This window comes from Alloalcanivorax balearicus MACL04 (assembly GCF_025532145.1).
GTDB classification, from domain to species: domain Bacteria; phylum Pseudomonadota; class Gammaproteobacteria; order Pseudomonadales; family Alcanivoracaceae; genus Alloalcanivorax; species Alloalcanivorax balearicus.
Map to the genome: position 1 here is coordinate 1 of NZ_ARXS01000020.1, position 23,457 is coordinate 23,457.

Sequence of the window (23,457 nt, forward strand, 5' to 3'; positions counted from 1 at the left end):
TCCGTGTCTACTTAAATGGGGCCAGTCCATGGTTTTTAGCCGCTGTGGGAGCTTGCCTGCAAGCGCATATTGCCAAACCTGAGCGGCCCCCATTCGCTTGCAGGCAAGCTCCCACAGAAAATATCGGCCTTTTTTCGCTGTTAACTATTCACCATTAACTATTAATTCAATTTCACCGTTTGCTCCGGAGCATCGTGTTCGACCCGCACGATCTCCACTTCAAAGGTCAGTTCGCGGCCAGCCAGGGGGTGGTTGAAATCCACCGTCACCCATTGCTCATCCAGGGCGGAGACCACGCCGGGCAGTTCGGCTCCGGCGGCGTCGGCGAAGTTCATTACCGTGCCCACTTCCATGCCATCGGGAGCGGCAAAGGTGTCACGGCGGAAATGCTGCACGTTCTGCTCGTTGTACTCACCAAACCCCGACTGGGCATCGATGAAGACACTGCGCCGATCTCCGCCTTTGAGGCCGAGGATGGCGCGCTCGAAACCGGGCAACAAGGAGCCATCACCCCAGACAAAAGTAGCCGGCTCGCCACCGAAAGTGCTGTCCATCTCCGTGCCGTCCATCAAACGCACGGCGAAATGCAGGGTAATGCGGGTTTGCGGTCCGACGCGCAACTCATCGTTCATGGCGGCCACGCCCTCCCAGGATCATGTCGAGAATGATCAGGCCGGCACCGATGGTGATGGCGGTATCGGCCAGATTGAACGCCGGAAAGTGCCAGCCTGCCCAATGGAAATCGAGGAAATCCACCACATGGCCCAGCACGATCCGGTCATACAGGTTACCCAGGGCGCCGGCCAGAATCAGGGCCAATCCCGCGCCTTGCAAACGCTCATCACGAAGCCGCGCCAGCCAGACCAGAATCAGCGCGGACGCCCCCAGCGCTACCAGCGTGAAGAACCAACGCTGCCAACCCCCCGCCTCGGCCAGGAAACTGAACGCGGCACCGGTGTTATAGGCCAGAGTGAGGTTAAAGAACGGCAGCACTTCCAACCGCTCGAACAAGTCGAAGCGAGCCACCACCATGTGCTTGGTAATCTGGTCCAGGGCAATGGCCAACGCAGTCAGCCAGAGCCAGCCGAGTTGGCCCGGCAGCCACCTGGCGCTGCTCTTCGTCATGCTCACGTTGTCCGCATCGCGCCCGCCGCCGACTTCATGCATAGGAGCGCTCCTCGCCGGAGCCATCCACATTGCTGATACAACGGCCACACAGTTCCGGGTGTTCGGCATGGCTGCCCACATCTTCGCGGTGATGCCAGCAGCGGGCGCATTTGCTGTGGGCGGACGCCACCACCTGCACCTTGAGCCCTTCCACCGCACTGGCCTCGAGCCCTTCCGGCGCTTCCGACAGCGGCTTGAGAGTGGCGGTGGAAGTGATGGTGACGAAGCGCAGCTCTTCGCCCAGTTGCTCCAGCAATGCCTGCAGTTCCGGAGTCACGAACAGCGTGGCTTCGGCGGCCAGATTGGCGCGCAATTCCTTACGGTTGCGCGCTTCCTCGATGGCTTTGTTCACCGCCTGCTTGACCGCCTGGACCTGCTCCCAGAACGCCATGCCCATGGCCTCATCACCGGCCAGCGGGAACAGACCGTCGAACCAGGTGGTGAGGAACACGGATTCGGGACGATCTTCACCGGGCAGGTGCTCGAAGATTTCTTCGGCGGTGAAGCTGAGGATCGGCGCCATCCAGCGCACCAGCGCCTGGGCAATCAGATAAAGCGCACTCTGGCAGGAGCGGCGCGCCACCGAGTCTTCCCGGGTGGTGTACTGACGGTCCTTGATGATATCCAGATAAAAGCCTCCCAGTTCCAGCGCACAAAAATGGTGCAGGCGCTGGTAGACCAGATGGAACTGGTAGCTTTCATACAGTTCGCGCAGTTCCTCCTGCAGCTGCGCGGTGCGGGCCACCGCCCAACGGTCCAGCGCCAGCATGTCCTGTGGCGCCACCTGGTGCCGGGCCGGATCGAAGCCGTTCAGGTTGGACAGCAGGAAACGGGCGGTATTGCGAATACGGCGATAGCTGTCCGCCACCTGCTTGAAGATGGTTTTGGAGACCGTCATCTCACCGCGGTAGTCGGTGGAGGCGATCCACAGACGCAGGATATCGGCACCAAGATCATTCCATACTTCCTGCGGCGCGATCACGTTGCCCAGGGACTTGGACATCTTCCGGCCCTGCTCATCCACGGTGAAGCCGTGAGTCAGCACCCCCTTGTAAGGGGCCTTGCCACGCATGGCGACGCTGGTGAGCAACGAAGACTGGAACCAGCCGCGATGCTGGTCCGAGCCTTCCAGATACAGATCCGCCGGCACCGTCAGTTCCGGGCGCTGCTCCAGCACGGAGAAATGCGTGGTACCGGAGTCGAACCAGACGTCAAGCACGTCGGTGACCTTGGTATAACGTTCAGCGTCCTCGCCGAGCAGTTCCGCCGGGTCCAGCTCGAACCACGCCTCGATACCGTTCTGCTCCACCCGTTTCGCCACCTCCTCGATCAGACGCGGCGTTTCCGGATGCGGCTCGGAGGTATTGCGGTCAACGAACAAGGCAATCGGCACGCCCCAGGTACGTTGCCGGGAGATGCACCAGTCCGGGCGGTCACGCAACATGCCCTCGATACGGGCCTTGCCCCAGTCCGGGATCCATTGCACCTGATCCACCTCGGCACGGGCCTGCTCCAGCAGATCCCCTTTTTCCATGGCGATGAACCATTGGGCGGTGCTGCGGAAAATGATCGATGTCTTGTGACGCCAGCAATGCGGGTAGCTGTGCGTGATGGTCCGCAACGCCATTAATGCATCGGCGGCTTCCAGGGCCTCGATCACCGGGCCGTTGGCCTTGTTCACATGCAAGCCGCCGACCACCGGCAGATCAGCGCGGAACACGCCGTTGTCCTGCACCGGGGAATCCACTTCCAGACCGTAGCGCTGCCCCACCAGGAAGTCATCCTCACCGTGTCCCGGCGCGGTATGCACACAGCCGGTACCGGCGTCGGTGGTGACGTGTTCGCCGAGCACCACCGGCACCTCGCGATCCAGGAACGGATGCGCCAACACCAGGTTTTCCAGCACCTGCCCCTGGAACACCGCGGAGCGGGTCACCTCTTGCAGATCAAAGCGTTCGATCACCGCGTCGGCCAGGGCCTCGGCCACCACCAGTTGACGGCGCTTGCCGTTCTGGGTGCCGTCCAGCAGCACATACTCCAGCTCCGGATGCACTGCTACCGCCTGGTTGGCGGGCAACGTCCAGGGCGTGGTGGTCCAGATCACCAGGGCCGGCTGCTCCGCCGACACGCCGGAGCGGGCAGCAAAGTCCGCCGGGTCCACCACGGCGAAGGCGACGTCGATGGCCGGGGATTTCTTGTCCTGGTATTCCACTTCCGCTTCCGCCAGGGCGGAGGCGCAGTCCAGGCACCAGTGCACCGGCTTGAAGCCCTTGGTAAGCAGGCCCTTGTCGACGATCTTGCCGAGTGCGCGAATGATGTTCGCCTCGGTGTCGTAGTTCATGGTCAGATAGGGATGTTCCCAATCCCCGAACACGCCCAGGCGGATGAAATCCGCTTTCTGCAGTTCAAGTTGCTCGGCGGCGTAGGCCCGGCATTCCTCGCGGAAGGTGCGCGCGTCCACTTTGTGACCGGCCTTGCCCACCTTTTGCTCCACCTTGTGCTCGATGGGCAGCCCATGACAGTCCCAGCCAGGCACATAGGGCGCATCGAAGCCCTCGAAGCCGCGGGCTTTGACGATGATGTCCTTGAGCACCTTGTTGATGGAGTGGCCAATATGAATCACGCCATTGGCGTAGGGAGGACCATCATGCAGCACGAACTTGGGCCGGCCCTCGGCGGCGGCCCGCATCTTGCGATACAGGTTAATTCGACCCCACTGCTCCAGCCGCTGGGGTTCGCGCTGGGCCAGACCCGCCTTCATCGGGAAGTCGGTGTGGGGAAGATTCAGTGTCGCCTTGTAGTCGGTCATGATGTCCCTTGGAAATAGGTTTCGACTTGTTGCACATCCCGCTGAATCGCGGCTTTCAGTTCATCCAGGCTGGCGAACTTTTCCTCCGGGCGCACGAAGTGATGAAAGTGCACCGTCAGGTGGGCGCCATACAAATCCCCCTGGAAATCCAGCAGATGGACCTCCAGGCGGTTTTCCACGCCATTGACCGTGGGCCGGGTGCCCACATTGGCCGCTCCGGGCTGGTCTTCGAGGCCCGCCCCGTCCACCGTCACCGCGTAAATGCCCTGCACCGGCGGGACCTGCCGCTTGAGCGCCAGATTCACCGTGGGCAATTGCAAGGTCCGGCCGATCTTGTCACCGTGACGGACCCGACCGCTGATGTCGTAAGGACGGCCCAGCAGTTGCTCCACCAACGCGAAATCACCGGCCGCCAGTGCCGAGCGCACCCGGGTACTGGATACTCGCTCACCGGTCATCTGGCAGGTGGCGGTATCACAGACCTGGAACCCGAACCGCTCGCCGGCTTGTTCCAGGTAGGCGAAATCCCCCACCCGGCCGCGGCCGAAGCGGAAATCGTCCCCGACCACCAGATACTCGACGGCGAGACCATCGACCAGAATGTCACGGACGAACTGTTCGGCTTCCAGGTTACGGAAGGCGTCATTGAAACGCACGCATAGCACCTGATCGACGCCGTAACGGGCGAGGGTGATCAGCTTGTCACGCAGATTCATCAAACGGGCCGGCGCCTGGTCACCTAGGAAGAATTCCTGCGGCTGCGGCTCGAACAACATCACCGTGGCCAGAGCGCCACGGGCACGGGCTTCCGCCACCACCTTGTCCAGGATGCGCTGATGCCCACGGTGCACACCATCGAAATTGCCGATAGTGGCCACACAGCCACGGTGCGCCGGCCTTAAATTGTGCACGCCACGAATCAGTCGCATTCGGTCCTCACTGCCCGCCTCCGTCGGCGGCCCATTGGCCATGCCCCAGAGGTAAAAGAGGGCAGATTATAGGAATCATCGGCGCAAGTGGCGAGGCCTGAGGCCAAGAACCAGCAGCACCAGGCCATAAACCGCCAGCCCGGCCACCACCACCAGGGCGAGCCAGCCTACTCGTTCACTCACCCCGCCGACCAGCCAGACGCCGGCGCGCTCCGCCAGCAGCCAGGTCACCACCGCCATGGCAAGCCCCGCCACCAGCATCCGCCCCCAGTGCCAGCCCCAACCACCACCGGGACGATATACGCCGGAACGGCGCAACCCGAGATACAGCAGACCGGCGTTCAGCCAGGCGGACAGTGCCGTGGCCAGGGCCAGCCCGGCATGCTGCAGATGCCAGACCAGCGCCAGATTAAAGACCATGTTGGCGATCATGGCGATGATGCCGATCTTGACCGGGGTGCGGGTATCCTGCCGGGCGAAGTAGCCCGGCGCCAGGATTTTGATCAACATGAAGGCCGCCAACCCCAGGCTGTAGGCGCGCAGCGACTGCGCTGCCATCTCCACGTCCCGAACGCCGAACTCACCGTGCCGGAACAAGGTCGACAGCAGCGGCTCGGCCAACACCGCCAACGCCAGAGCCGCCGGAATCCCCAACAGCAGAACCAGGCGCAACGCCCAGTCCAGGGTTCGCGAGAAAGCCTCGGTGGAGGCGGAGGCGTGCTTGGCGGACAGGCTGGGCAGAATCACCGTGCCAATGGCAATGGCCAATACCCCCAACGGCAGTTCCACCAGGCGATCGGAGTAATACAGCCAGGTCACCGAACCGGTCTGCAGCAGCGACGCCAACACCGTGTCCAGCAACAGGTTGATCTGGCTGACCGACACCCCGAACAGGGCCGGTGCCATCAACGCCAGAATGCGCCGCACTCCGGGGTCACGCCAGGCCATACGGGGCACCGGCAGCAGATGCAGACGGGCCAGGAACGGCAACTGGAACAGCAATTGTACGACGCCGGCAACCAGCACCCCCCAGGCCAGCGCCACCGCCATCCGTCCCTCGGCGAAATGAGGCGCCAGAAACAGAGCGCTGCCGATCAAACACAGATTTAACAACACCGGAGTAAAGGCTGGCACCGCGAACCGGCTCCAGGTGTTCAGCAAGGCCCCGGCAAAGGCGGTAAGCGCAATGAAGAACAGGTACGGGAAAGTCAGCCGCAGCATTTCCACCGCCAACGCCCGTTTTTGCGGATCGTCACCAAAACCGGGGGCAAACAGCCAGATCAGCAACGGCGCACCCACCACCCCAACCAGCGTCACCACCGCCAGGGTGCCACCGAGAGTACCGGCCACCCGATCGATCAGGGCCTTGGTGGCGGCGGCGCTGCCCCGCTCCTTATACTCGCTGAGTACCGGCACGAAAGCCTGATTGAAGGCCCCCTCGGCGAACAGCCGGCGCAGGAAATTGGGAATCCGGAAGGCCACGAAGAACGCGTCGGTACCGGCGGAGGAACCCAGCAGACGGGCCAGCACCACGTCCCGGACCAGCCCAAGCACGCGGGAGAGCATGGTCATGGCGCTGACCACCACGGTGGACGCCAGCAAACCGCCCTTTTTGCCCGGTTCAGGCGCGCCGGCTTCGCCTTGATCCGCCCGTTGCTCCATTCATGGTCTCCTTAACAGACTGACCAGGCTCAAAAAATCATCGAGAGCCACTACTTCCGGCAATTCGCTTACACGCCGATTCGCTGCCAAGGCAGCTTCCCACAGCCTCTTCGTAGCTCCCGCTGCGGGAAGATGTCCGGGGAAGCCATCAGACCACCCGGCCTCCCCAAAGCCGGGCAAGCGTAGCGAATGCACCGCCGGGGCGCCAGTTCCCATTGACAAGCGCGTTTCGGATAGGCATAGTTGCGCGTCTTTAAAACCCATGGCCGCTTGCAGCCACGGGCAGTACCGAATACTGAACTGAATACAGACTACCGATTTTATAGGAGCAGGACCTTGGCTAACTCACCGCAAGCACGCAAGCGTGCGCGTCAGGCGGAAAAGCGTCGTCAGCATAACGCAGCGATGCGTTCCATGGTGCGCACCTACCTGAAAAAGGTGAACGCGGCCATTGCGTCCGGCGACCAAGGCGCCGCTCAGGAAGCTTACAAAACGGCGACCTCCGTGCTGGACAAGGCCACCCGCAAGGGTAAGTTTCACGCCAACAAGGCAGCTCGCCACAAGAGCCGCCTGAACGCCAAGATCAAGGCCATGTCCGCCGCCTGAATCTAGCGTTCCATAAAAAAACCGGCTTCGGCCGGTTTTTTTATGGCCGCCAGACTCTGCTGGCGCCCCTCATATCCACACTACCCGAACACCACCATGTTATCCCGGTGCACCAGCTCTTCCTCGTTCATATAGCCGAGCACCCCGGCGATCTCCGAGCTTTTCTTGCGGCAAATCCGGCGCGCGTCAGCGGCGTCGTAGTTGACCAGCCCGCAGGCCACCCTCTCCCCTTGCTCGCTTTCGCAGACCACCATCTCGCCCCGGGAGAACTGCCCGAACACATCCACCACTCCTACCGGCAATAAGCTGGAACCGGCCTGCCGCAGGCGGCGCACGGCACCGTCGTCGAGCACCAGCCGGCCACGCATGCGCAAATGCCCGGCCAGCCACTGTTTGCGGGCATTCAGCGGTGAGGTGTCCGGCATCAGCGTGGTACCGGGCGCCCGCCCGGCTCCCAGCTCCCCGATCACATCGGGGCTCCGTCCGGAAGCGATGGTGGTGATGGTGCCGGAACGGGCCGCCAGCCGTGCCGCCCGCACCTTGGTGGCCATGCCTCCCCGCCCCAGCCCGGAACCGCCACCGCCCGCCATACCGGCAATGGCGGGATCCGAGGCGCGGGCCTCCCGGATCAGTTTGGCATCCGGTTTTTGCCTGGGGTCGGCGTCATAAAGCCCTTCCTGGTCAGTAAGGATCACCAGGCGCTCCGCCTCCACCAGATTGGCCACCAGCGCCGCCAGGGTGTCATTGTCACCAAAGCGGAATTCGTCGGTGACCACGGTATCGTTCTCATTCACCACCGGCACCACCGACAGCCCCAGCAGGGTCAACAGGGTGGCACGGGCATTGAGATAACGTTTGCGGTCGGATAAATCATCATGGGTCAGCAGCACCTGAGCGGTGTGCCGGTCATGCCGGCGGAAACAGGCTTCCCAGGCCCGCACCAGCCCCATCTGCCCCACCGCGGCGGCGGCCTGCAGTTCATGAATGGACTCCGGCCGGCGCAGCCAGCCCAGTCGGGTCATTCCCTCGGCGACAGCGCCGGAGGACACCACCACCAGATCGACTTCCTGGTCCATGAGCCGCACCAGGCGATCCACCCACTGCTGCATCAGCTGCCGGTCCAAACCCTTGCCATCATTGGTCAGCAGGGCACTGCCGATTTTCACTACCCAACGTGCGCGTCGCGCCATGGTGCACCGTCGTCCTTAAGAGCCTGTTTACGATCTATTGCTCGTAGACGATCTCCACATCGTGGTCATCGTCATCGTCGTCGTCATCATTGTCGTCGCGTCGGCGCCGGTTTTCCTGCTTGATCTCCTGAACCCGTTCGCGCGCTTCCTGCTCCAGGCGTGAGCGCAGTTCCCGCTGCCCGGCCGCGTATTCCGGATCCTCTTCCTCAAGCCGCCGACGATCCTCCAGGGCATTCATCAGCGCGTACACCAATTCCTCGCAGCCAACTCCGGCGGCGGCGGAAATCAAATGCACCGGCCCTTCCCAGCCCAGTTCCTCGACGATGGCATCGGCCCGCTCACGAGCCTCATCGTCGGCCATCAGATCGATCTTGTTGAATACCAGCCAGCGCTCCTGCTCGGCCAGCGCCGGAGAGAAGCGGTCCAGCTCATCAGCGATGGCATCGACATGATCGGCCGGATCACCGTCCATCGGGGCGATATCCACCACATGCAACAGTAACCGGGTACGCGCCAAATGCTTGAGGAAGCGGATACCGAGACCGGCCCCCTCCGCCGCGCCCTCAATCAGGCCAGGAATATCCGCCACTACAAAGCTGCGATAGCGGTCCACCTTCACCACCCCCAGATTCGGCACCAGGGTCGTGAACGGATAATCCGCCACCTTGGGCTTGGCCGCGGAAATGGAGCGGATCAGGGTACTCTTGCCGGCATTGGGCATGCCCAGCAGCCCCACATCCGCCAGCACTTTCAGCTCCAGCCGCAGACGCCGGGACTCCCCCGGGGTGCCTTTGGTGGTCTTGCGCGGCGCCTGGTTGGTGCTGCTCTTGAAGTGCACATTGCCAAGGCCGCCACGGCCGCCACGCACCACCATCGCCTGATCACCATCCCCGGCCAGATCCGCCAGCACCTCGTCGGTATCCACATCAACGATGGTGGTCCCCACCGGCACGGTGAGAACCACGTGATCCGCGGATTTACCGGTCATCTGGCGTCCCTTGCCGGGCTCACCATTACGCGCCTTGAAAATGCGTTCGTAGCGGTAATCCACCAGGGTATTGAGATTGCTGTCGGCCCGCACGAACACATGGCCGCCGGCCCCGCCATCGCCGCCGTCGGGGCCGCCGAATTCCACATATTTCTCACGACGGAAACTCAGACAGCCATCACCGCCCTTGCCCGCATGGACATCAATGGTGGCTTCGTCGACGAATTGCATGGTGAAGGACTCTTGGAAATCGTAAGGGATAGTTTAACGCGAGGCGCAGGGTGAATTCACCGCCGCGACAGTGCGCAGGCTGGCCACCTGTATGGCGGCCATAAAAAACCCCGCGGGAGTGAACCTCGCGGGGTTTTTCAGGCCGATCCGCGGGGATCAGGCGACCGGTTCGATCACCACATATTTGCGGTTGTTCGGGCCTTTCACCTGAAACTTAACGCGACCTTCGGCCTTGGCGAAGATGGTGTGGTCTTTACCGATACCGGTATTCACACCAGCGTGGAAGCGGGTGCCACGCTGACGAACGATGATCTCGCCCGCCTGAACCAACTGGCCACCATAGCGCTTCACGCCAAGGCGTTTACTTTCGGAATCGCGACCGTTACGAGTACTACCACCGGCTTTTTTATGTGCCATGTCTCAATCCTCCTGCCTTGACCAGAATCAGCCCTGGATCCCGGTAATTTTCACCGCCGTGTACCACTGACGATGGCCTTGTTGCTTGCGGTGATGCTTGCGGCGGCGGAACTTGACCACATGAATTTTCTTGTGGCGGCCCTGCTCGACCACTTCGGCGCTGACCTTGGCGCCTTCCACCAGCGGCTGACCTACTTTAATGTCGTCGCCATCGGCAACCAGCAGAACCTGGTCGAAATCGATGGTATCACCGGTGCCCACTTCGATTTTTTCCACGCGGAGGATATCACCTTCCTCCACACGGTATTGTTTGCCACCGGTTTTGATGACTGCGTACATCCGTCTTACTCCAGATGATCCTCGCGGGCGGACCTGCCTATCTTATCTACAGACAGGAGTCACTTTGGGGGCCCGTTGGACGATGACTAAAAAGGGCCGCGAAGTGTACGTCAAAGCAGGCCGCGACTCAAGCCCGGCGCCATCGAACGGTGGCCATCGGCTGCCCGCCTCCGGCTTTTCTTGACTGCCCGCCGCCCCCTGCTAGCATTGCCCGCTGTTCGCGCTCATTCTGCTGGATTGCTGCCCCATGGATTTTAAGGCCATCAGTTCCAACGTCGCCGACGATTTCGAGGCGGTCAACCGCTTCATCCAACACCATTTGGATACGGATGTTCCCCTGATCCGCGAGGTCGGCGAGTACATCATCCAATCCGGCGGCAAGCGTCTGCGCCCCTTGGTGTGCCTGCTCTGCGCCCGCGCCGCCGGCTATTCCGGCGACAAGCACGTCAACGTTGCCTCGGTAATCGAATTATTGCATACCGCCACACTGCTCCATGACGATGTGGTGGACGAATCCGGCCTGCGCCGCGGCCGCCCCACCGTCAACGCGGTATGGGGCAACGCCGCCAGCGTGCTGGTGGGCGATTTCCTGATCTCACGCTCGTTCCAGTTAATGGTGGCGCTGGAAGATCAGCGGCTGCTGGAAATCCTGTCCCTGAGCACCAACACCATCTCCGAAGGCGAGGTCTTGCAGTTAATCAACTGCCGCGATCCAGACACCACCGAAGAAAGCTATATGCGGGTGATCCACCACAAGACCGCGAAGATGTTCGAATCCGCGGCGGAAACCGGGGCCGTGCTGGGCGCCACCGAAGGACGGGATCAGGCCGAGGCCTTCGCCACCTTCGGCCGCCACCTCGGCATTGCTTTCCAATTGGTGGATGACGTGCTCGACTATCAGGGCGATGTGGAAGAACTGGGCAAGAACGTGGGCGACGATCTGGCCGAAGGCAAGCCTACCCTGCCCCTGATCCACACCATTCGCAGCGGCTCTCCGCAGCAGGCCAAACTGATCAAGGACGCCATCCGCACTGGCGGTCTGGACCGCCTGCAGGACATCATCCACATCGTGCGTGACTCCGGCGGCCTCAGCCACACCGTGGCGGTGGCCGAGGAACAGACCCGGCTCGCCCTGGCGGCACTGGAGACCGTGCCCGAGTCCCGTTATAAAGAGGCTCTGCAAACCCTGGCATTGGAATCCCTGAAACGGACCCATTAGAACCCTGAATAGAGCCCTGAATAGAACTAGATGAGGAAAGACTCATGCGTTCCCTACTGACCGTTCTGATTGCCGCCCTGATTGTGAGCGGCTGTGCCCTGAGCCCGCAGCGCATTGAGGTCGACCCGCAAGTGCAGGTCAAAGCCTCCAACGTTGGCCATAACCGTTCGGTACAGGTTGTTGGCGTCGATTCCCGCGGCAAAAATGAGTTCGGCAGCCGCGGCGGCGTTTACGACGAAACCGCCCTGCTGATCCCCAGCAACGACATCAAGGCGGCGATCGCCGACACTGTCCGCAACGGCCTGCAGAGCCTGGGCTTCAACGCCTTCAATCCCGGCGGAGACGCCACCACTCTGGAAGTCCGCCTGGAACAGCTGGACTATATTCCGGAGCCGGGCTCGGTGGTGAACCGGGTCGACCTGAACCTGGTGCTGCAGGCGGAAGCCCGCCGTGGTCCGACCACGCACACCGGCACTTACAAGAGCAGCGTGGAACACAAGACGCCGTTCACGCCGTCCCTGGCGCAAAACCGGCAGATGATCAACGACATTCTGGCCAAAGCCATCGAGCGCCTGCTGCAGGATCCGGAAATGCTGGCCTTTCTGGCTGGCGCCGACTTCCCCGGCGATACCGAGTAAGCGGCTTCATGGCCGGCCAAGTGAGCATTCACTACTGCCGCCAATGCAACTGGCTGCTGCGCTCCGCCTGGTATGCCCAGGAGCTGCTCTCCACGTTTTCGGAAGAACTGGAGGAAGTCACTCTACGGCCAGGTACCGGTGGCGTGTTTCAGATCAGTGTGGATGGCACACTGGTCTGGGACCGGGCCGCGGACGGCGGTTTTCCGGAAATCACCGAACTGAAACGCCGGGTGCGCGATATCGCCTGCCCGGACCGCCCCCTCGGCCACATCGACCGCCGTCCGCCGGAATAACCCACCGTACAGGCGACGTCAGTCGTTTTCCGGACGCACGCTGACTTCGGGGAACTCCGGATCCGCCAGCACCACGGTCAGCACCAGCGGCTGGCAACAGATGTGGCAGTCCTCCACATACTCCTGATCGCCCTGAGAGGGATCAATCAGCGCCTCGAAATACTGCCAGCAATGGGGACATTGCACCGATACCGGAATCAGCGTATCCACGCCCCCTCCGGCAACGCCAGCTGCGCCAGCCACCGCGGCGTCCGCTCCACTGGCTGCGGCACCCCCTGCCCCCATACGGGCCCCGGCCAACAAGGGTCGTCACGGAAGCGAGCGATCACATGCACGTGCAGTTGGGGCACCAGATTCCCCAACGCCCCGATATTGATCTTGTCGGCACCGGTGATCCGCTCCAGTTCCGCCGCCAATCCATTGACCACCTTCAACAGCCGGTGCTGCTCCTCCTCCGCCAGTTGGTGCCACTCCCGGATATCGAGCCGGCGCGGAACCACCACCAGCCAGGGGAAGCGGCCGTCGCGCAGCCAGCGAATCCAGCAAAACTCATCTTCCGCCACGGCGCCGGTATCTGCCGCCAGGCGTTCGTGCAATATCACCGCTGTCATAACCTCTCCACTTGGTATGGGCACGGCTCGCTATACCACGCCATCCAGGCTAGCATGATACGCCAAAATTATTAGAGCCTATCAAGGCTGTGCCGCCACTGGCGGCGACACATGCTTTTCTGTCTGGGGGGACGGTTATGGAATGGGTGGCCATCGTCACGGTGCTTGCCTTGCTGCAATGCGCCCTGTTCAGTTTTCTAGTGGGACGGGCCCGAGTCAAATATCAGATCCGCGCGCCGGCCGTGGCCGGACATGAACTGTTTGAGCGCAGTCACCGGATCCATGCCAACACGGTGGAGCAGTTGGTGCTGTTCCTGCCCGCGTTATGGTTATGTGGCTGGTACCTGGAGCCGCGCGCGGCGGCGGTGGTGGGCAGCCTGTTCCTGATCGGCCGCCAGCTCTACTTCAATCATTATCTGGAACAGCCCCGTGATCGCGGCACCGGCTTCCTGCTTGGTTTCCTGGCGACCCTGACACTGCTGCTGGGCGCCCTCGGCGGCGCCATCAGCTCATTGATCCTTCATTGAGCGTGGCGGTTTACCGGCCACGCTCCGACAGTCTCGGCGCCCTAGCCGCGATAGTCCGACGGGCTCTTGCCAGTCCACCGGCGGAACGCACGGGCGAAATTGGAGGCATCGGAATAGCCCAGCGCGGCGGCGATGTCATCCACCGAACGACGGCTTTGTGACAGGTATTCCACCGCCAGCCCCTTGCGCAGATCATCGAGCAGCGTCTGATAGCTGGTCCCCAGTTGCTGCAGCTTGCGCTTGAGCGTGCGGGAGGACATGTGCAACTCACTGGCCACTTCCTCGACGCCGGGGAACCGGCCCGAGCGCGCCAGGATGATTCTACGCACCCGCCCCAACAGCGGCGGCGGCGCCTTGATATGGGCCAGCTCCTGCTCGCACTGCACCTCCGCCAGACGCGACAGGCGTGGATCCGCGAAGCGCAGCCGGTATTGCAAACGCTCCGCGGGAAAGCGCATTTGACTGTAGGCGCAATCGAAGTACACCGGCACCGGAATCAGCGGTCGCAGCCTTTGGAAGTAATCCGGCTCCGGATAGGAAAAGCGCAGCTCACCGAACAGCTCCACTTCCGGCAGCATTTGCAGCCCCATGAAATGGAAACTGGAGAACAGGCTCTCCGTCAGCAACGGCGCCAGATCACCGAGAGACAGCATTTCATTGACCTGCAACACCGCCCAGTCGCCTTCGACAAAGGACTCGAGCTGAATCAGGGTGCTGCGGATACGGAAAAATTTCACCGCCAGTTCAATGGCGTCCCCCAGGGTTTCGCTGCTCATCGCCGCATACCCAAGAAAACCGTGGGAAGACAGCGGCGTCGCCGCTCCCAGCTCCCACCCGAGCCAGGGCTCGTTGGTGAGCATCACGGCACGCCGGGCCACCCGCCGCAACAGCGTCGCCGACACCCTCGATTTCGCCTCGCGCCAGCATCCCCGGCGGACACCGGTTCCATCCAGCAACTGCTCCTCGCTGAACCCGCGTTTCTTCATCACTTCCATGAAGGGAATCAGATACTCCGCGGACACCGCGTATTCTTCGGGATTCATTTTTAGAATTGTCATCTTGCCGTTCCCGTCTTGATCTCTTGCATTGGCCTGAAATGACAGACCTGCACACCATACCCAGCCCTCTCCCCGGCCGGCATTGCCCCTGAAGCCCGCCGGGCGGGCACCTGCGGTCAACCGCGCCGCCCCTCTTTCCACCTCTCCGGCAGCAGGCGTACTCTGTAAACCTCCCCTGGCACGCATAAAGGAGAACATCATGTCGACACTGAGCGGCAAAACCCTGTTCATCACCGGCGCCAGCCGTGGCATTGGCAAGGCCATAGGCCTGCGCGCCGCCCGCGACGGTGCCAATATCGTGTTGTTTTCGAAAACCGCCGAACCTCACCCAAAGCTGCCCGGCACGCTTTATTCCGCCGCAGAGGAAATGCAGGAGGCCGGCGGCAAGACCCTGGTGTGCGTGGGGGACATTCGCCACGAGGAAGATGTGGCGGATGCGGTACAACAAGCGGAGGAAACGTTTGGCGGCCTGGACATTCTGGTCAATAACGCCAGCGCCATTTCGCTCACTTCCACCGAAAGCACCAGCATGAAGTCCTATGACCTGATGCATCAGGTCAACGCCCGCGGCACCTTCCTCGCCAGCCGATTGTGTCTGCCACTGCTGCGCCGGGCGGAGAATCCTCACATTCTGATGTTGTCACCGCCGCTGAATCTGAACCCGGCCTGGTTCGGGCGCCACCTGGCCTACACCATGGCCAAGTACGGCATGAGCATGTGCGTGCTGGGCCTGGCGGATGAGTACCGCAACCGGGTGGGCGTCAACGCGCTGTGGCCACGTACCGCCATCAATACCTCCGCGGTACGCAATCTCCTTGGTGGCGAGCAGTCCGTGCAGGCATCACGCCAGCCGAGCATCATGGCCGACGCCGCCCACGCCATCCTGATCCAGCCAGCGAACCAGTGCAGCGGCAACTTCTTTATTGATGATGAGGTCCTGGCGGCGGAAGGCGTGGATCTGGACCGCTACAAGGTGGACCCGTCGCTGAGCGATGATCAGTTGCTACCGGACTTTTTCCTGGATTCCTGATCGCCAGGCCGCTATCCACTAGCGCCGTGGTGGCTGGCAAAAACCGTCACATCCTGCCGCAGGGCGCGGCGCCGGATCATCGGGCTTCGGGGACAAAAAACATATCCCCCTGATTTAAAAAGAAATAATCAGGGAGAAGAGGCTGGCACGGTTCTCGCTATCCAATGGAGACGACGATCAGGTGAGACATCATGAGCAAGGTCATACGCCTCGAAGAGCGCGACCCCGAAACCGCCCTGGAAAACCTGAACCGGCTCACCGGTCTGGACTTCCACTGCTGGCCGGAGTCATTGCTGGAACAAGACCGTAAGACGCCCCGGCCCCAACCGCGACCGACCAACACCAAACCCCGCCGTACCGCGGGCGGCACTGCCTGAATCGCTTAGAGCCTGTTCAAAGTCTTTACACCGCCGCGCCGGAGCTCATTTTGTCGTCAGGTCGTGATTCCGATTGTGCGGTGTAGTCATTCTACATAAACAAGCGTAATCGCGGCCTGGCGGCAAAAGGGGCCCGGCCCTCCGGGTTGCGCTGGAAAAGCCGCCAGAGGACGCTGTGGCCTTTGACTTTGGAACCACCAGAGCCTGCAGTCCCCAACGCCCTCTGGCGGCTTTTCCAGCGGCAACGCGGTGGCGTAAAGACTTTGAACAGGCTCTTAGTAGTTGGAAATCAGCTTGTCCTGGGGATCCAATGCCATGCCCCGGCGTTGCATGTACAGCTCTTCCACCACATAACGCATGGACGGATCGGACAGGCCCAGGGTCACCTGGATCTGCTCCACGCTGTCACTGAGCCGGAGTTTGACCACCCCGGACAACAACGCACTGCCTTCTCCCTGGACCTCGGCGCAGTCGACCACCACCGCCTGCTCGCCCTTTTCATCCAGGCAACACACACGCAGTTCCACCCGGCCCCGGGCTCCGGTCACCCGTACCCAGGAGGCCACGTTGAATTCCGCTTCCCATTGCCGGGCTCGAGCCGGCCTTCCCCCCGCCCAGATGCGCTCCGGCACCTTGGCAATAAACGCTTCACTCATGGAATCCATCTCGACATTTTATTCTTCAGGCAGTGTACGGACGGTCTGAAATCTCTGCCACGGGCGACTTGGCGGGGCCAGGTTGATACGCATCACAAGGCCGGGCAACAGGCGTTGTTTTATTGTCTGACAATCACAACCTTGCCACACCGCGTCACCTCGTACTCTAGGCCCCTACTTTGGCGGATCGTTCTCGCCAAACCTTTTTCTCCGACGACGCCAAGGCGTTTGTCGATCCCCAAAAGACCCGCTGACGAGAGGCGATCCATGGGCGAGTTGAAAGAACTGCGTGAAGAACGGGCCAACCTGGTCAACCGTGCCAAAAGCCTGGCCAACACCCTCTATCTGGCCAGCCTGGGTGCTTACAGCAAGGCCAATGAGAAATCCGAGGAGCTCTACGGACACTATCTGTCCACCGGTGCTCAAGCCTACGGCGACGAGGCCGAAGGCAAATCAAAACTGGCTCTGGCCAGCCGCGGCCTGTTTCTCAGCACCCGCCAACTGATCGACGAGGCACCGCAAAAACGCCAGGAGCTTTACGAAAACCTGGTTGCCGCCGGCAAAGAAGAGCGCGGCGAGAAAGCGGAAAGCAGCAACGAGTTCGTGTTGGCGGGTGTGGGCGCCATTTCCACCGTGCGCGAACAGGGCCAGAAGCTGCTGGATGAGCTGGTCAGCGCCGGCGAGAAAGAGCGCGCCTGATTCTGATTTTCTGTCACTTCTCTCCTTACCTGGGGCCGTTATCGGCCCCTTTTTTTCGCAAAGCATTCGCTGGCAAGCCAGCTTCCCACAGAGGGACCACAAAACCGCCGTGGGAAGCTGGCTTGCCAGCGAATCGGCATGCAGTCTTGCCATCGTGTTAACCCCATCGCCTTCCTTGCCGGATTAGAGCACCATGGGAACCCCATCACCGTAGTGATCCCATGGAGGACACCGTGGCCAAACGAATCCGCAACCCGCTTTCCGGCGGCGGACGCCTGCTTAAGCTGACGGGCATGACCACCTCCATCGCCACTCGCGTGGCCACTCATCAGGTCAAAAGCTGGTTCCAGGATGACGCTCTGCGAGAGACCAACCGCGAAGCCCTGATGCGTCATATTGGCCGGGAGGTCGCGGCCACATTGGGAGAAATGAAAGGTGCGGTGATGAAAGTGGGGCAAATCGCATCGCAGATGCAAGACATCCTGCCCAAGGAAATCAGTGAGCAATTGGCGGTACTGCAGAACGCTTCCGCGCCAATGCCGTTCCACGTTATCCGGCGGCAATTGGAAACCCATCTGGGCGGTAAACTCGGCGACCATTTCAGTGAGTTTTCCGAAACGCCATTCGCGGCCGCCTCCATCGGTCAGGTCCATGACGCGGTTACCCGGGATGGAGAATCGGTGGTGGTCAAGGTGCAATATCCGGCGGTGCGCAGCTCGATCGATTCGGATATGCGCCACCTGAAGCGCATTCTCAAACTCGGCAGCCTGCTCAAGGTGAATGAAGCCGCGCTGGATGCGGTATTTCAGGAGATCCGTTCACGACTCAACGAAGAGCTGGATTACCATCAGGAAGCGCGCAATTTGAATCACCTGCGCGAGTTCCACCGTGACCAGCCCTGGCTGGTGATTCCCCAGGTCCACGCTTCCCTGTCCGGTGAGGCTGTGCTCACCCTGAGCCGTGAAGACGGCGTCTCTCTACATCAGGTCAACGACGAGAATGGCTTCGACCAGCCATTGCGCAACCAGTTGGGCGAGCGCTTGTTTGACGCCCTGGCGGCGGAGATTTTTCAGCTGGGCACAGTGCATTGCGATCCCCACCCCGGCAATTTCGCTTTCCGCCGGGACGGCAGTATTGTGATGTACGATTTCGGCGCGGTGAAGCAACTGAGCGAAGAGGATATCGAATTGTTCGGCAAGGTGATCAACGCCGCCACCAGGGGCGACTGGCAGTGCCTCGATGCCGGTCTGATCGAACTGGGCGCGCGTCGGCCCGACAGTCACCCGCCACCGGGGTTCTACGATCGTTGGGTGCCTCTGATACTGAGTGGATTTTCTCCCGAGCCGGTCAATTTCGCCAACGCCCGGGTTCACCTGGATATAGTGGAAACGGTACGCAAGACGCCGCTGTCGGCGCTGCTGACATTTCAGCCTTCTTCCCGGACATTACTGGTGGAGAGGGTGGTGAGCGGACACTACTGGACCATGAAAGCTCTGGGGGTTCGTTCAGCGTTTTTGCCGCGCCTTCAATCCAGCATGGCGGCATCGAAAGCGGGGTAATCCCTGGTTTGCCTAAGGTCCTTACCCCGCCTTCCAGATTACCAAAGAACGGCAACTCAGAACGCCGAGCGTAAACCCACGCTGATTCCGGAAATTTCCTCTTCGTCCTTGTCGAAGTAACGCATGTATTCGAGGTTCATTCCCAGGGTATCGGTAAGGTTCACGTCAATGCCCGCGCCATAGGATTGATCCTCGAAACGACGGCTGTCATCCACTTGATAATTGACGCCCGCCAGGCTCCCCTCGGCCTTCACCGTGCCTTTCATTTTGGTATAGCCGCCGATGATGTAAGGATGCACCGATTCCGCCAGAGGCGCTGACAATTTCACATAAGCGCCATACATATTGTCCATTTCAAAGTCGACGATACCCCGGGAGTCCTCATCGAATCCCATGCCGCCGCGAATTTCCATTCCCAGATAGTCGTTGAACTCATACCCAGCACGGAAAACAGCGGAGTCAATCTTCAGCGTGTCGCTGTCGTACTCCTCGTTATCGTATTGCATTTGAGTGTAGTTGCCGCCGATAAAGGGACCGGCCGCGTAGGCCCCACCCGCGGTGAGCGAGAAAGTAACAGCCACTGCTGTCGCGAATTTCCGGGTCAACATAAATCACTCCTTACTTGCGAGTCGAACCACTCGGGTTACAACGGTGTGACTTATGCTATCCGGGGGAGTTCAGGAGCGAGGTTAAATGGCGTTAAAAGCGAGCGAAGCAGTTCGCATTTTAAAGTTTCATTCAACTACTGTGCGTTGTTTAACGCCCGCAACAGGTAATCCACGAAACGGCTGAGATCGTTCAGGCTGGAACAGCGGCGGGCGGCCCGACAGTAGGGTTCGTATTTGGCCATGATGGCATCACCGCTGTTCCAGCGTGACGGATGCTCCGGGTTCAACCAGAACACCTGGCGGGCACGACGCGAGATTTCCGCCAGATGTTCCTCGCCCGCGGGCAAGTCATTGTTGCGTGCATCTCCCAGAATGATCACTGTGCTGCGTCGATCGATCTCCCGGCCACAGGCTTCCTGGAAAGACTCGAACATGTAGCCATAATCGGTACCGCTGCCGGAAACCCGGTCGAGAATGCGCCCTACCGCCACCTCGGGTTTGTACTGACGGAAGTCATCGGTGACCTCGTCGAAGCGGGCAGCGAAGGCGAAGCTGCGCACCTGGGGCAGAACATCGTTCATGGCGTAGAGGAACTGCAACAAAAACCGGGCCGCCTCTCGTACCGATCCGGAGACATCGCAAATCACATACACTTTGCTCTTCAGCTTGCGCCGTTCACGCCAGTGCAACTGCACCGGCACCGCGTTATAGCGCAGGCTGGAGACCAAGGTACGGCGGGCATCCATGGCGCCACGTTTGGCGCGTTTTTGCCGGCGTTGATGCAAAGCGGCAAGGCGGCGCGCCATGCGTCGCACCAGATCCTGAATCTGGTGGTATTCACGCAGTTCGCGAAACGGAGCCGCCCGCATGGAGTGTTCTCTGAGCGCACGGCCATGGGCCCGGCCGTGCAACTCGAATTGTCGCCGCACATACTGGCTGGCTCGCTCCCGCACCTGCTGGCGCCAATCCCGCAACTGCTCCGCCCGGTTCTGATCCCGACGGCGCGGTGACGCCGCCAAACGCAGAATATCGTCGTCCACCGATCCCATTCCCATGTTCATCACCAACTGCCGGGCGAACAATCCCTGCTGGGTGATCACTTGCATGGCGGTGAAGTCCTGCTGGGCGGCGGCCTCGGCAAGACTCTGAGTCAATTGCTCCGGCGACTGGGCCATCAGATTGGCGGTGGTTTCCGACAGGTCTCCGGTGTCCACATCGGTAGTGTCGGGCAAAGCACCCACCTCGGCGTCTTCATCGCCGTCCGCTTCGATGGATTCGAAATGGAAAAAATCATCGAAACACTGATCGAAGCGGGCCCGGTCCACCTGGGCCTTGACCAGAGTTTGTGCCAGTGTTTCGCGGAACTGTTCGCGCGGGTGGTAACCAATCAGCGCCGCGGCCCGCAGCGCTTCTTCCGCTTCCACCGGAGAAATACGAATCTGCGCCCCACGCAGGGCACGCACGAACTCATGCAAGCGACGATCGGCCATGGCTCGACCCTCAACCCGCGCGCTGCTTGCTGAACCAGTGCGGTAACAGGCCACGCGCCAACGTCACGTCCTGTTCGTTCTTGAGGACCAGGGTCAGCGTCTGTTCAACCAGCTCCGGCTCGAGGCTGTCGGCGTGCAACAGCACCAGAGCCCGGGCCCAGTCCAGAGTTTCAGAGATGGCGGGCAGTTTCTTCATATCCTGCTCGCGCAGGTGCTGAATGAAGCCCACCAGCTGCTCACGCAGCCGATCGCCAAGCTCCGGCACTCGCTCGGCGACAATTCGCCGCTCCAGATCCGGTTCCGGATAGGGAATGTAAAGATGCAGGCAGCGACGTTTGAGAGCGTCGGACAGCTCCCTCTGATCGTTACTGGTGAGAAATACCAGAGGGCGATGGCGGGCACGCACCGTACCCAGTTCCGGGATGGAAATCTGAAAATCGGAGAGCAGCTCCAGCAGGAAGGCCTCGAATTCCTGATCCGCTTTGTCGATCTCGTCGATCAACAGCACCACCGGCTCATCCGCGCGCAGCGCCCGCAACAGCGGTCGTGGCTCCAGGAAAGTATCGCTGTAGAAAGCGTCACCCAGGTCCCCGAGACGCGCCATGCCCTGTTCCAGATTCTCCGTATCGGACAGCAAGGAACTGAGCTTGTCGCGCAGTAATTGCGTATAGAGCAACTGCTTGCCGTATTTCCACTCGTACAGGGCGCGGCTCTCATCCAGCCCCTCGTAACATTGCAAGCGGATCAGCGGCGCTTCCAGAAAGGCGGCGGCGGATTTGGCCAGTTCGGTTTTGCCCACCCCCGGCGGGCCTTCCACCAGAATCGGCTTTTGCAATTGGGCGGCCAGATAGACCGCCAGCGCGGTGCGTTGATCGCATATGTAGCCCTGGCGGGCAAAACTGGCGATCACGTCATCCACGGAATCGATACGGGTCTTCATGAGCGTTTGTTCTCGGTTATCCACGTCCGGTTCCCCCAGTGTAGGGGATTCACCGACAGGGTCTCAGGAAGGAATGGACGCCGCCATGGCCGAAACCGACATACGGCGTCAATGCAGGACGGTATCGTCTCCCAATACCACGTCGAGACGTGGCGGGGCATCGTCGATCTCCTCTTCGTCCTCACCGGTGACATCGAAACGCAATGAATGCACTTCACCGTCGATCATGTCGGGGATACGGTCGAGAAAATCATCCAGATGATCGGAATCGAAATGGCGTTCAAGGGCGTCCAGATTGCGCCACTGCTGCCATAACATGATGACCCGGGGGGAATCAGCTTGTACGTAGACTTCGTATGAAACGCAGCCGTCCTCCAGGCGCGCTTCGCGGGCCAGAGTCTGAATCAGTGCCAAGGCGTCATCCCGCAGATCATCCCGCACCGGAATGAGCCCTTTGACGATTACCATTGTGCTCCAGGGGATAGATTGGGAAAGGACGGTATTGTAGCACAAATCGCGGCAGCCCGCTGATGGCGCCGTCGACGGCCGGCTTCGCGCACCGCATCAAAGCCGTCGGAAGACGGCTAGAGGCGTTCGCCTCGAGCCCAGCGGCGGCCCCCCAGAGCCAGGATCGCCAGTTGCTCCACCGCATTGGCCGCCAATTCCTCACGCCGCGCCGGAGAGACGTCGAGCATCGCCACGCCAAGCCCGAACATCAGCGATACCGCCGCTTCCGCTTCACGCTCGGCGGGTACCGCCGGGCGCCCCTGGGCCGCCACCACGGAGCGAATATCCTCGGCCAGTTCATCCACCAGCAACTGCAGCTCACCGTGAATACGCGCCCGATAGCGCCGGCTGCGCCCAAGCCGTTGCTGCAGCAACAGACGAAACTCTCCTTCATTGGACAGAATGAAGCGGCCGAAGCGGCCCACCAGTTCCTGGATCGCCTGGCGTGGCCCGATCTCAATCATGCTGCGACGCCCTTCCGACATGGCGACACGCAACCGAAAGCAGGCTTCGTCAATCAATGCCAGCCCCAACGCTTCCATGTCGGGAAAATGATTGTACAGAGACGTGGCGGCCAGGCCGGCTTCACGGGCCACCTCGCGCAATCCCAGGCTGTCCAGGCCCCGCCCTCCGGCCATCAGGTGCCGGGCCGCGTCCAGAATCCGTTCGCGGGTCTCCTTTTTCTGCTTCTGTCGCAGGGTTTCCGTCATTTTCAACAAACAACTGTTAGTTATTGCTTATCCCTATATAGCCATAAAAGGCCGGCTTCTTGCAACAGCCATGGAAGACTATTGACATCCGGACATAATGATCACAAAATAACTAACACTTGTTAGTTATAAAAGCGAAGCCGGTCCATGCTGGTATCGCCCGGACAAGGGGCGCATCATCGACCAGGTGCCCGGCA

Annotated in this window: 27 protein-coding genes; 9 read left to right on the forward strand and 18 right to left on the reverse strand. The window is 61.1% G+C overall.

The window, feature by feature from the left end:
* Positions 1–161 precede the first annotated feature (161 nt).
* From fkpB to murJ, 5 genes are all read right to left on the reverse strand, one after another.
* Positions 162–632: an FKBP-type peptidyl-prolyl cis-trans isomerase gene (fkpB, locus tag MA04_RS15555; RefSeq protein WP_262461455.1), complete on the reverse strand. Its 471-nt coding sequence runs from the start codon at positions 630–632 to the stop codon at positions 162–164.
* Positions 622–1,167, reverse strand: a complete 546-nt coding sequence (lspA, locus tag MA04_RS15560) for a signal peptidase II (protein ID WP_262461457.1) — start codon at positions 1,165–1,167, stop codon at positions 622–624. Before lspA ends, fkpB begins: the two co-directional genes overlap by 11 nt.
* Positions 1,160–3,976 carry an isoleucine--tRNA ligase gene (gene ileS, locus MA04_RS15565; RefSeq protein ID WP_262461458.1) on the reverse strand — a complete coding sequence of 939 codons (2,817 nt, stop codon included), beginning with the start codon at positions 3,974–3,976 and terminating at the stop codon, positions 1,160–1,162. Before ileS ends, lspA begins: the two co-directional genes overlap by 8 nt.
* Positions 3,973–4,905 carry a bifunctional riboflavin kinase/FAD synthetase gene (ribF, locus tag MA04_RS15570; protein WP_097058765.1) on the reverse strand — a complete coding sequence of 311 codons (933 nt, stop codon included), beginning with the start codon at positions 4,903–4,905 and terminating at the stop codon, positions 3,973–3,975. Before ribF ends, ileS begins: the two co-directional genes overlap by 4 nt.
* A gap of 75 nt (positions 4,906–4,980) precedes the next feature.
* Positions 4,981–6,567, reverse strand: coding sequence for a murein biosynthesis integral membrane protein MurJ (gene murJ / locus MA04_RS15575; protein ID WP_262461460.1), 1,587 nt, complete (start codon positions 6,565–6,567; stop codon positions 4,981–4,983).
* 336 nt (positions 6,568–6,903) lie between these two features.
* On the opposite strand from murJ, the gene rpsT reads away from it, so the two are divergent.
* Entirely contained in the window at positions 6,904–7,173 is a 270-nt protein-coding gene (gene rpsT, locus MA04_RS15580) for a 30S ribosomal protein S20 (RefSeq protein ID WP_026949548.1), read from the forward strand.
* 80 nt (positions 7,174–7,253) lie between these two features.
* Here rpsT and proB read toward each other — a convergent pair whose 3' ends face one another.
* The 4 genes from proB to rplU form a co-directional block, all read right to left on the reverse strand.
* Positions 7,254–8,363 (reverse strand): glutamate 5-kinase, encoded by a 1,110-nt coding sequence (gene proB / locus MA04_RS15585; RefSeq protein WP_262461462.1) that lies wholly within the window; start codon positions 8,361–8,363, stop codon positions 7,254–7,256.
* Between the two features lie 34 nt (positions 8,364–8,397).
* Complete coding sequence (cgtA, locus tag MA04_RS15590; RefSeq protein ID WP_262461464.1) at positions 8,398–9,582, reverse strand: Obg family GTPase CgtA; 1,185 nt, start codon at positions 9,580–9,582, stop codon at positions 8,398–8,400.
* 156 nt (positions 9,583–9,738) lie between these two features.
* Positions 9,739–9,999, reverse strand: coding sequence for a 50S ribosomal protein L27 (gene rpmA / locus MA04_RS15595; RefSeq protein WP_014996047.1), 261 nt, complete (start codon positions 9,997–9,999; stop codon positions 9,739–9,741).
* 27 nt (positions 10,000–10,026) lie between these two features.
* Positions 10,027–10,338, reverse strand: coding sequence for a 50S ribosomal protein L21 (gene rplU, locus MA04_RS15600; RefSeq protein WP_014996048.1), 312 nt, complete (start codon positions 10,336–10,338; stop codon positions 10,027–10,029).
* 247 nt (positions 10,339–10,585) lie between these two features.
* Here rplU and MA04_RS15605 point away from each other — a divergent pair, with 247 nt between their 5' ends.
* Genes MA04_RS15605 through MA04_RS15615 form a run of 3 tightly spaced genes read left to right on the forward strand, consistent with a single transcriptional unit; the run spans position 10,586 to position 12,488 of the window.
* A complete protein-coding gene (locus tag MA04_RS15605; RefSeq protein WP_163125747.1) occupies positions 10,586–11,557 on the forward strand; it encodes a polyprenyl synthetase family protein in 972 nt (323 codons plus the stop codon).
* Positions 11,558–11,601: 44 nt separating this feature from the next.
* The gene (locus tag MA04_RS15610; protein WP_262461469.1) at positions 11,602–12,195 is read left to right on the forward strand and encodes a YajG family lipoprotein; all 594 of its coding nucleotides are present in this window, start codon (positions 11,602–11,604) and stop codon (positions 12,193–12,195) included.
* An 8-nt stretch (positions 12,196–12,203) separates the two neighbouring features.
* Positions 12,204–12,488 carry a SelT/SelW/SelH family protein gene (locus MA04_RS15615; protein ID WP_163125751.1) on the forward strand — a complete coding sequence of 95 codons (285 nt, stop codon included), beginning with the start codon at positions 12,204–12,206 and terminating at the stop codon, positions 12,486–12,488.
* Positions 12,489–12,506: 18 nt separating this feature from the next.
* Here MA04_RS15615 and MA04_RS15620 read toward each other — a convergent pair whose 3' ends face one another.
* Both MA04_RS15620 and MA04_RS15625 read right to left on the reverse strand, forming a co-directional pair.
* Complete coding sequence (locus MA04_RS15620) at positions 12,507–12,698, reverse strand: CPXCG motif-containing cysteine-rich protein (protein ID WP_262461470.1); 192 nt, start codon at positions 12,696–12,698, stop codon at positions 12,507–12,509.
* Entirely contained in the window at positions 12,686–13,099 is a 414-nt protein-coding gene (locus tag MA04_RS15625) for an HIT family protein (protein WP_262461472.1), read from the reverse strand. The genes MA04_RS15620 and MA04_RS15625 overlap by 13 nt, the downstream gene beginning before the upstream one ends.
* Before the next feature lie 137 nt (positions 13,100–13,236).
* Here MA04_RS15625 and MA04_RS15630 point away from each other — a divergent pair, with 137 nt between their 5' ends.
* Positions 13,237–13,626 (forward strand): MAPEG family protein, encoded by a 390-nt coding sequence (locus MA04_RS15630; RefSeq protein WP_022996682.1) that lies wholly within the window; start codon positions 13,237–13,239, stop codon positions 13,624–13,626.
* A 41-nt stretch (positions 13,627–13,667) separates the two neighbouring features.
* On the opposite strand, the gene MA04_RS15635 is transcribed toward MA04_RS15630, so the two are convergent.
* Complete coding sequence (locus MA04_RS15635; RefSeq protein ID WP_163125759.1) at positions 13,668–14,684, reverse strand: AraC family transcriptional regulator; 1,017 nt, start codon at positions 14,682–14,684, stop codon at positions 13,668–13,670.
* A gap of 199 nt (positions 14,685–14,883) precedes the next feature.
* Between MA04_RS15635 and MA04_RS15640 the strand changes: the two genes are divergently transcribed.
* Together MA04_RS15640 and MA04_RS15645 are read left to right on the forward strand one after the other, a co-directional pair.
* Positions 14,884–15,714 (forward strand): SDR family oxidoreductase, encoded by an 831-nt coding sequence (locus tag MA04_RS15640; protein ID WP_163125761.1) that lies wholly within the window; start codon positions 14,884–14,886, stop codon positions 15,712–15,714.
* 191 nt (positions 15,715–15,905) lie between these two features.
* Complete coding sequence (locus tag MA04_RS15645; RefSeq protein ID WP_163125763.1) at positions 15,906–16,091, forward strand: hypothetical protein; 186 nt, start codon at positions 15,906–15,908, stop codon at positions 16,089–16,091.
* Positions 16,092–16,366: 275 nt separating this feature from the next.
* Here MA04_RS15645 and MA04_RS15650 read toward each other — a convergent pair whose 3' ends face one another.
* A complete protein-coding gene (locus MA04_RS15650; protein ID WP_014996058.1) occupies positions 16,367–16,747 on the reverse strand; it encodes a hypothetical protein in 381 nt (126 codons plus the stop codon).
* Positions 16,748–17,014: 267 nt separating this feature from the next.
* Between MA04_RS15650 and MA04_RS15655 the strand changes: the two genes are divergently transcribed.
* Positions 17,015–17,446: a hypothetical protein gene (locus MA04_RS15655; RefSeq protein WP_163125765.1), complete on the forward strand. Its 432-nt coding sequence runs from the start codon at positions 17,015–17,017 to the stop codon at positions 17,444–17,446.
* 233 nt (positions 17,447–17,679) lie between these two features.
* Positions 17,680–19,005, forward strand: a complete 1,326-nt coding sequence (locus MA04_RS15660; RefSeq protein WP_163125767.1) for an ABC1 kinase family protein — start codon at positions 17,680–17,682, stop codon at positions 19,003–19,005.
* Positions 19,006–19,061: 56 nt separating this feature from the next.
* Here the strand turns inward: MA04_RS15660 and MA04_RS15665 are convergent, their stop codons facing one another.
* From MA04_RS15665 to fabR, 5 genes are all read right to left on the reverse strand, one after another.
* A complete protein-coding gene (locus tag MA04_RS15665) occupies positions 19,062–19,613 on the reverse strand; it encodes a porin family protein (protein WP_163125769.1) in 552 nt (183 codons plus the stop codon).
* A 134-nt stretch (positions 19,614–19,747) separates the two neighbouring features.
* Positions 19,748–21,103, reverse strand: a complete 1,356-nt coding sequence (locus MA04_RS15670; RefSeq protein ID WP_163125772.1) for a VWA domain-containing protein — start codon at positions 21,101–21,103, stop codon at positions 19,748–19,750.
* 10 nt (positions 21,104–21,113) lie between these two features.
* On the reverse strand, positions 21,114–22,043 hold the full coding sequence (locus MA04_RS15675) for an AAA family ATPase (RefSeq protein WP_163125848.1): 930 nt from the start codon (positions 22,041–22,043) through the stop codon (positions 21,114–21,116).
* A gap of 108 nt (positions 22,044–22,151) precedes the next feature.
* Positions 22,152–22,511: a putative quinol monooxygenase gene (locus tag MA04_RS15680; protein ID WP_163125774.1), complete on the reverse strand. Its 360-nt coding sequence runs from the start codon at positions 22,509–22,511 to the stop codon at positions 22,152–22,154.
* Between the two features lie 116 nt (positions 22,512–22,627).
* A complete protein-coding gene (gene fabR / locus MA04_RS15685; RefSeq protein ID WP_163125776.1) occupies positions 22,628–23,260 on the reverse strand; it encodes an HTH-type transcriptional repressor FabR in 633 nt (210 codons plus the stop codon).
* Positions 23,261–23,457: the final 197 nt, after the last annotated feature.

Coding starts and splice junctions, on each gene's coding strand:
- proB (WP_262461462.1), bottom strand. CDS start 8,363: ATGGCGCGACGCGCACGTTGGGTAGTGAAAATCGGCAGTGCCCTGCTG.
- MA04_RS15640 (WP_163125761.1), top strand. CDS start 14,884: ATGTCGACACTGAGCGGCAAAACCCTGTTCATCACCGGCGCCAGCCGT.
- fkpB (WP_262461455.1), bottom strand. CDS start 632: ATGAACGATGAGTTGCGCGTCGGACCGCAAACCCGCATTACCCTGCAT.
- rpmA (WP_014996047.1), bottom strand. CDS start 9,999: ATGGCACATAAAAAAGCCGGTGGTAGTACTCGTAACGGTCGCGATTCC.
- ribF (WP_097058765.1), bottom strand. CDS start 4,905: ATGCGACTGATTCGTGGCGTGCACAATTTAAGGCCGGCGCACCGTGGC.
- MA04_RS15645 (WP_163125763.1), top strand. CDS start 15,906: ATGAGCAAGGTCATACGCCTCGAAGAGCGCGACCCCGAAACCGCCCTG.
- MA04_RS15675 (WP_163125848.1), bottom strand. CDS start 22,043: ATGAAGACCCGTATCGATTCCGTGGATGACGTGATCGCCAGTTTTGCC.
- MA04_RS15665 (WP_163125769.1), bottom strand. CDS start 19,613: ATGTTGACCCGGAAATTCGCGACAGCAGTGGCTGTTACTTTCTCGCTC.
- MA04_RS15610 (WP_262461469.1), top strand. CDS start 11,602: ATGCGTTCCCTACTGACCGTTCTGATTGCCGCCCTGATTGTGAGCGGC.
- rplU (WP_014996048.1), bottom strand. CDS start 10,338: ATGTACGCAGTCATCAAAACCGGTGGCAAACAATACCGTGTGGAGGAA.
- MA04_RS15615 (WP_163125751.1), top strand. CDS start 12,204: ATGGCCGGCCAAGTGAGCATTCACTACTGCCGCCAATGCAACTGGCTG.
- MA04_RS15635 (WP_163125759.1), bottom strand. CDS start 14,684: ATGACAATTCTAAAAATGAATCCCGAAGAATACGCGGTGTCCGCGGAG.
- MA04_RS15650 (WP_014996058.1), bottom strand. CDS start 16,747: ATGAGTGAAGCGTTTATTGCCAAGGTGCCGGAGCGCATCTGGGCGGGG.
- fabR (WP_163125776.1), bottom strand. CDS start 23,260: ATGACGGAAACCCTGCGACAGAAGCAGAAAAAGGAGACCCGCGAACGG.
- MA04_RS15655 (WP_163125765.1), top strand. CDS start 17,015: ATGGGCGAGTTGAAAGAACTGCGTGAAGAACGGGCCAACCTGGTCAAC.
- MA04_RS15630 (WP_022996682.1), top strand. CDS start 13,237: ATGGAATGGGTGGCCATCGTCACGGTGCTTGCCTTGCTGCAATGCGCC.
- MA04_RS15670 (WP_163125772.1), bottom strand. CDS start 21,103: ATGGCCGATCGTCGCTTGCATGAGTTCGTGCGTGCCCTGCGTGGGGCG.
- MA04_RS15605 (WP_163125747.1), top strand. CDS start 10,586: ATGGATTTTAAGGCCATCAGTTCCAACGTCGCCGACGATTTCGAGGCG.
- ileS (WP_262461458.1), bottom strand. CDS start 3,976: ATGACCGACTACAAGGCGACACTGAATCTTCCCCACACCGACTTCCCG.
- lspA (WP_262461457.1), bottom strand. CDS start 1,167: ATGCATGAAGTCGGCGGCGGGCGCGATGCGGACAACGTGAGCATGACG.
- cgtA (WP_262461464.1), bottom strand. CDS start 9,582: ATGCAATTCGTCGACGAAGCCACCATTGATGTCCATGCGGGCAAGGGC.
- MA04_RS15680 (WP_163125774.1), bottom strand. CDS start 22,511: ATGGTAATCGTCAAAGGGCTCATTCCGGTGCGGGATGATCTGCGGGAT.
- murJ (WP_262461460.1), bottom strand. CDS start 6,567: ATGGAGCAACGGGCGGATCAAGGCGAAGCCGGCGCGCCTGAACCGGGC.
- MA04_RS15625 (WP_262461472.1), bottom strand. CDS start 13,099: ATGACAGCGGTGATATTGCACGAACGCCTGGCGGCAGATACCGGCGCC.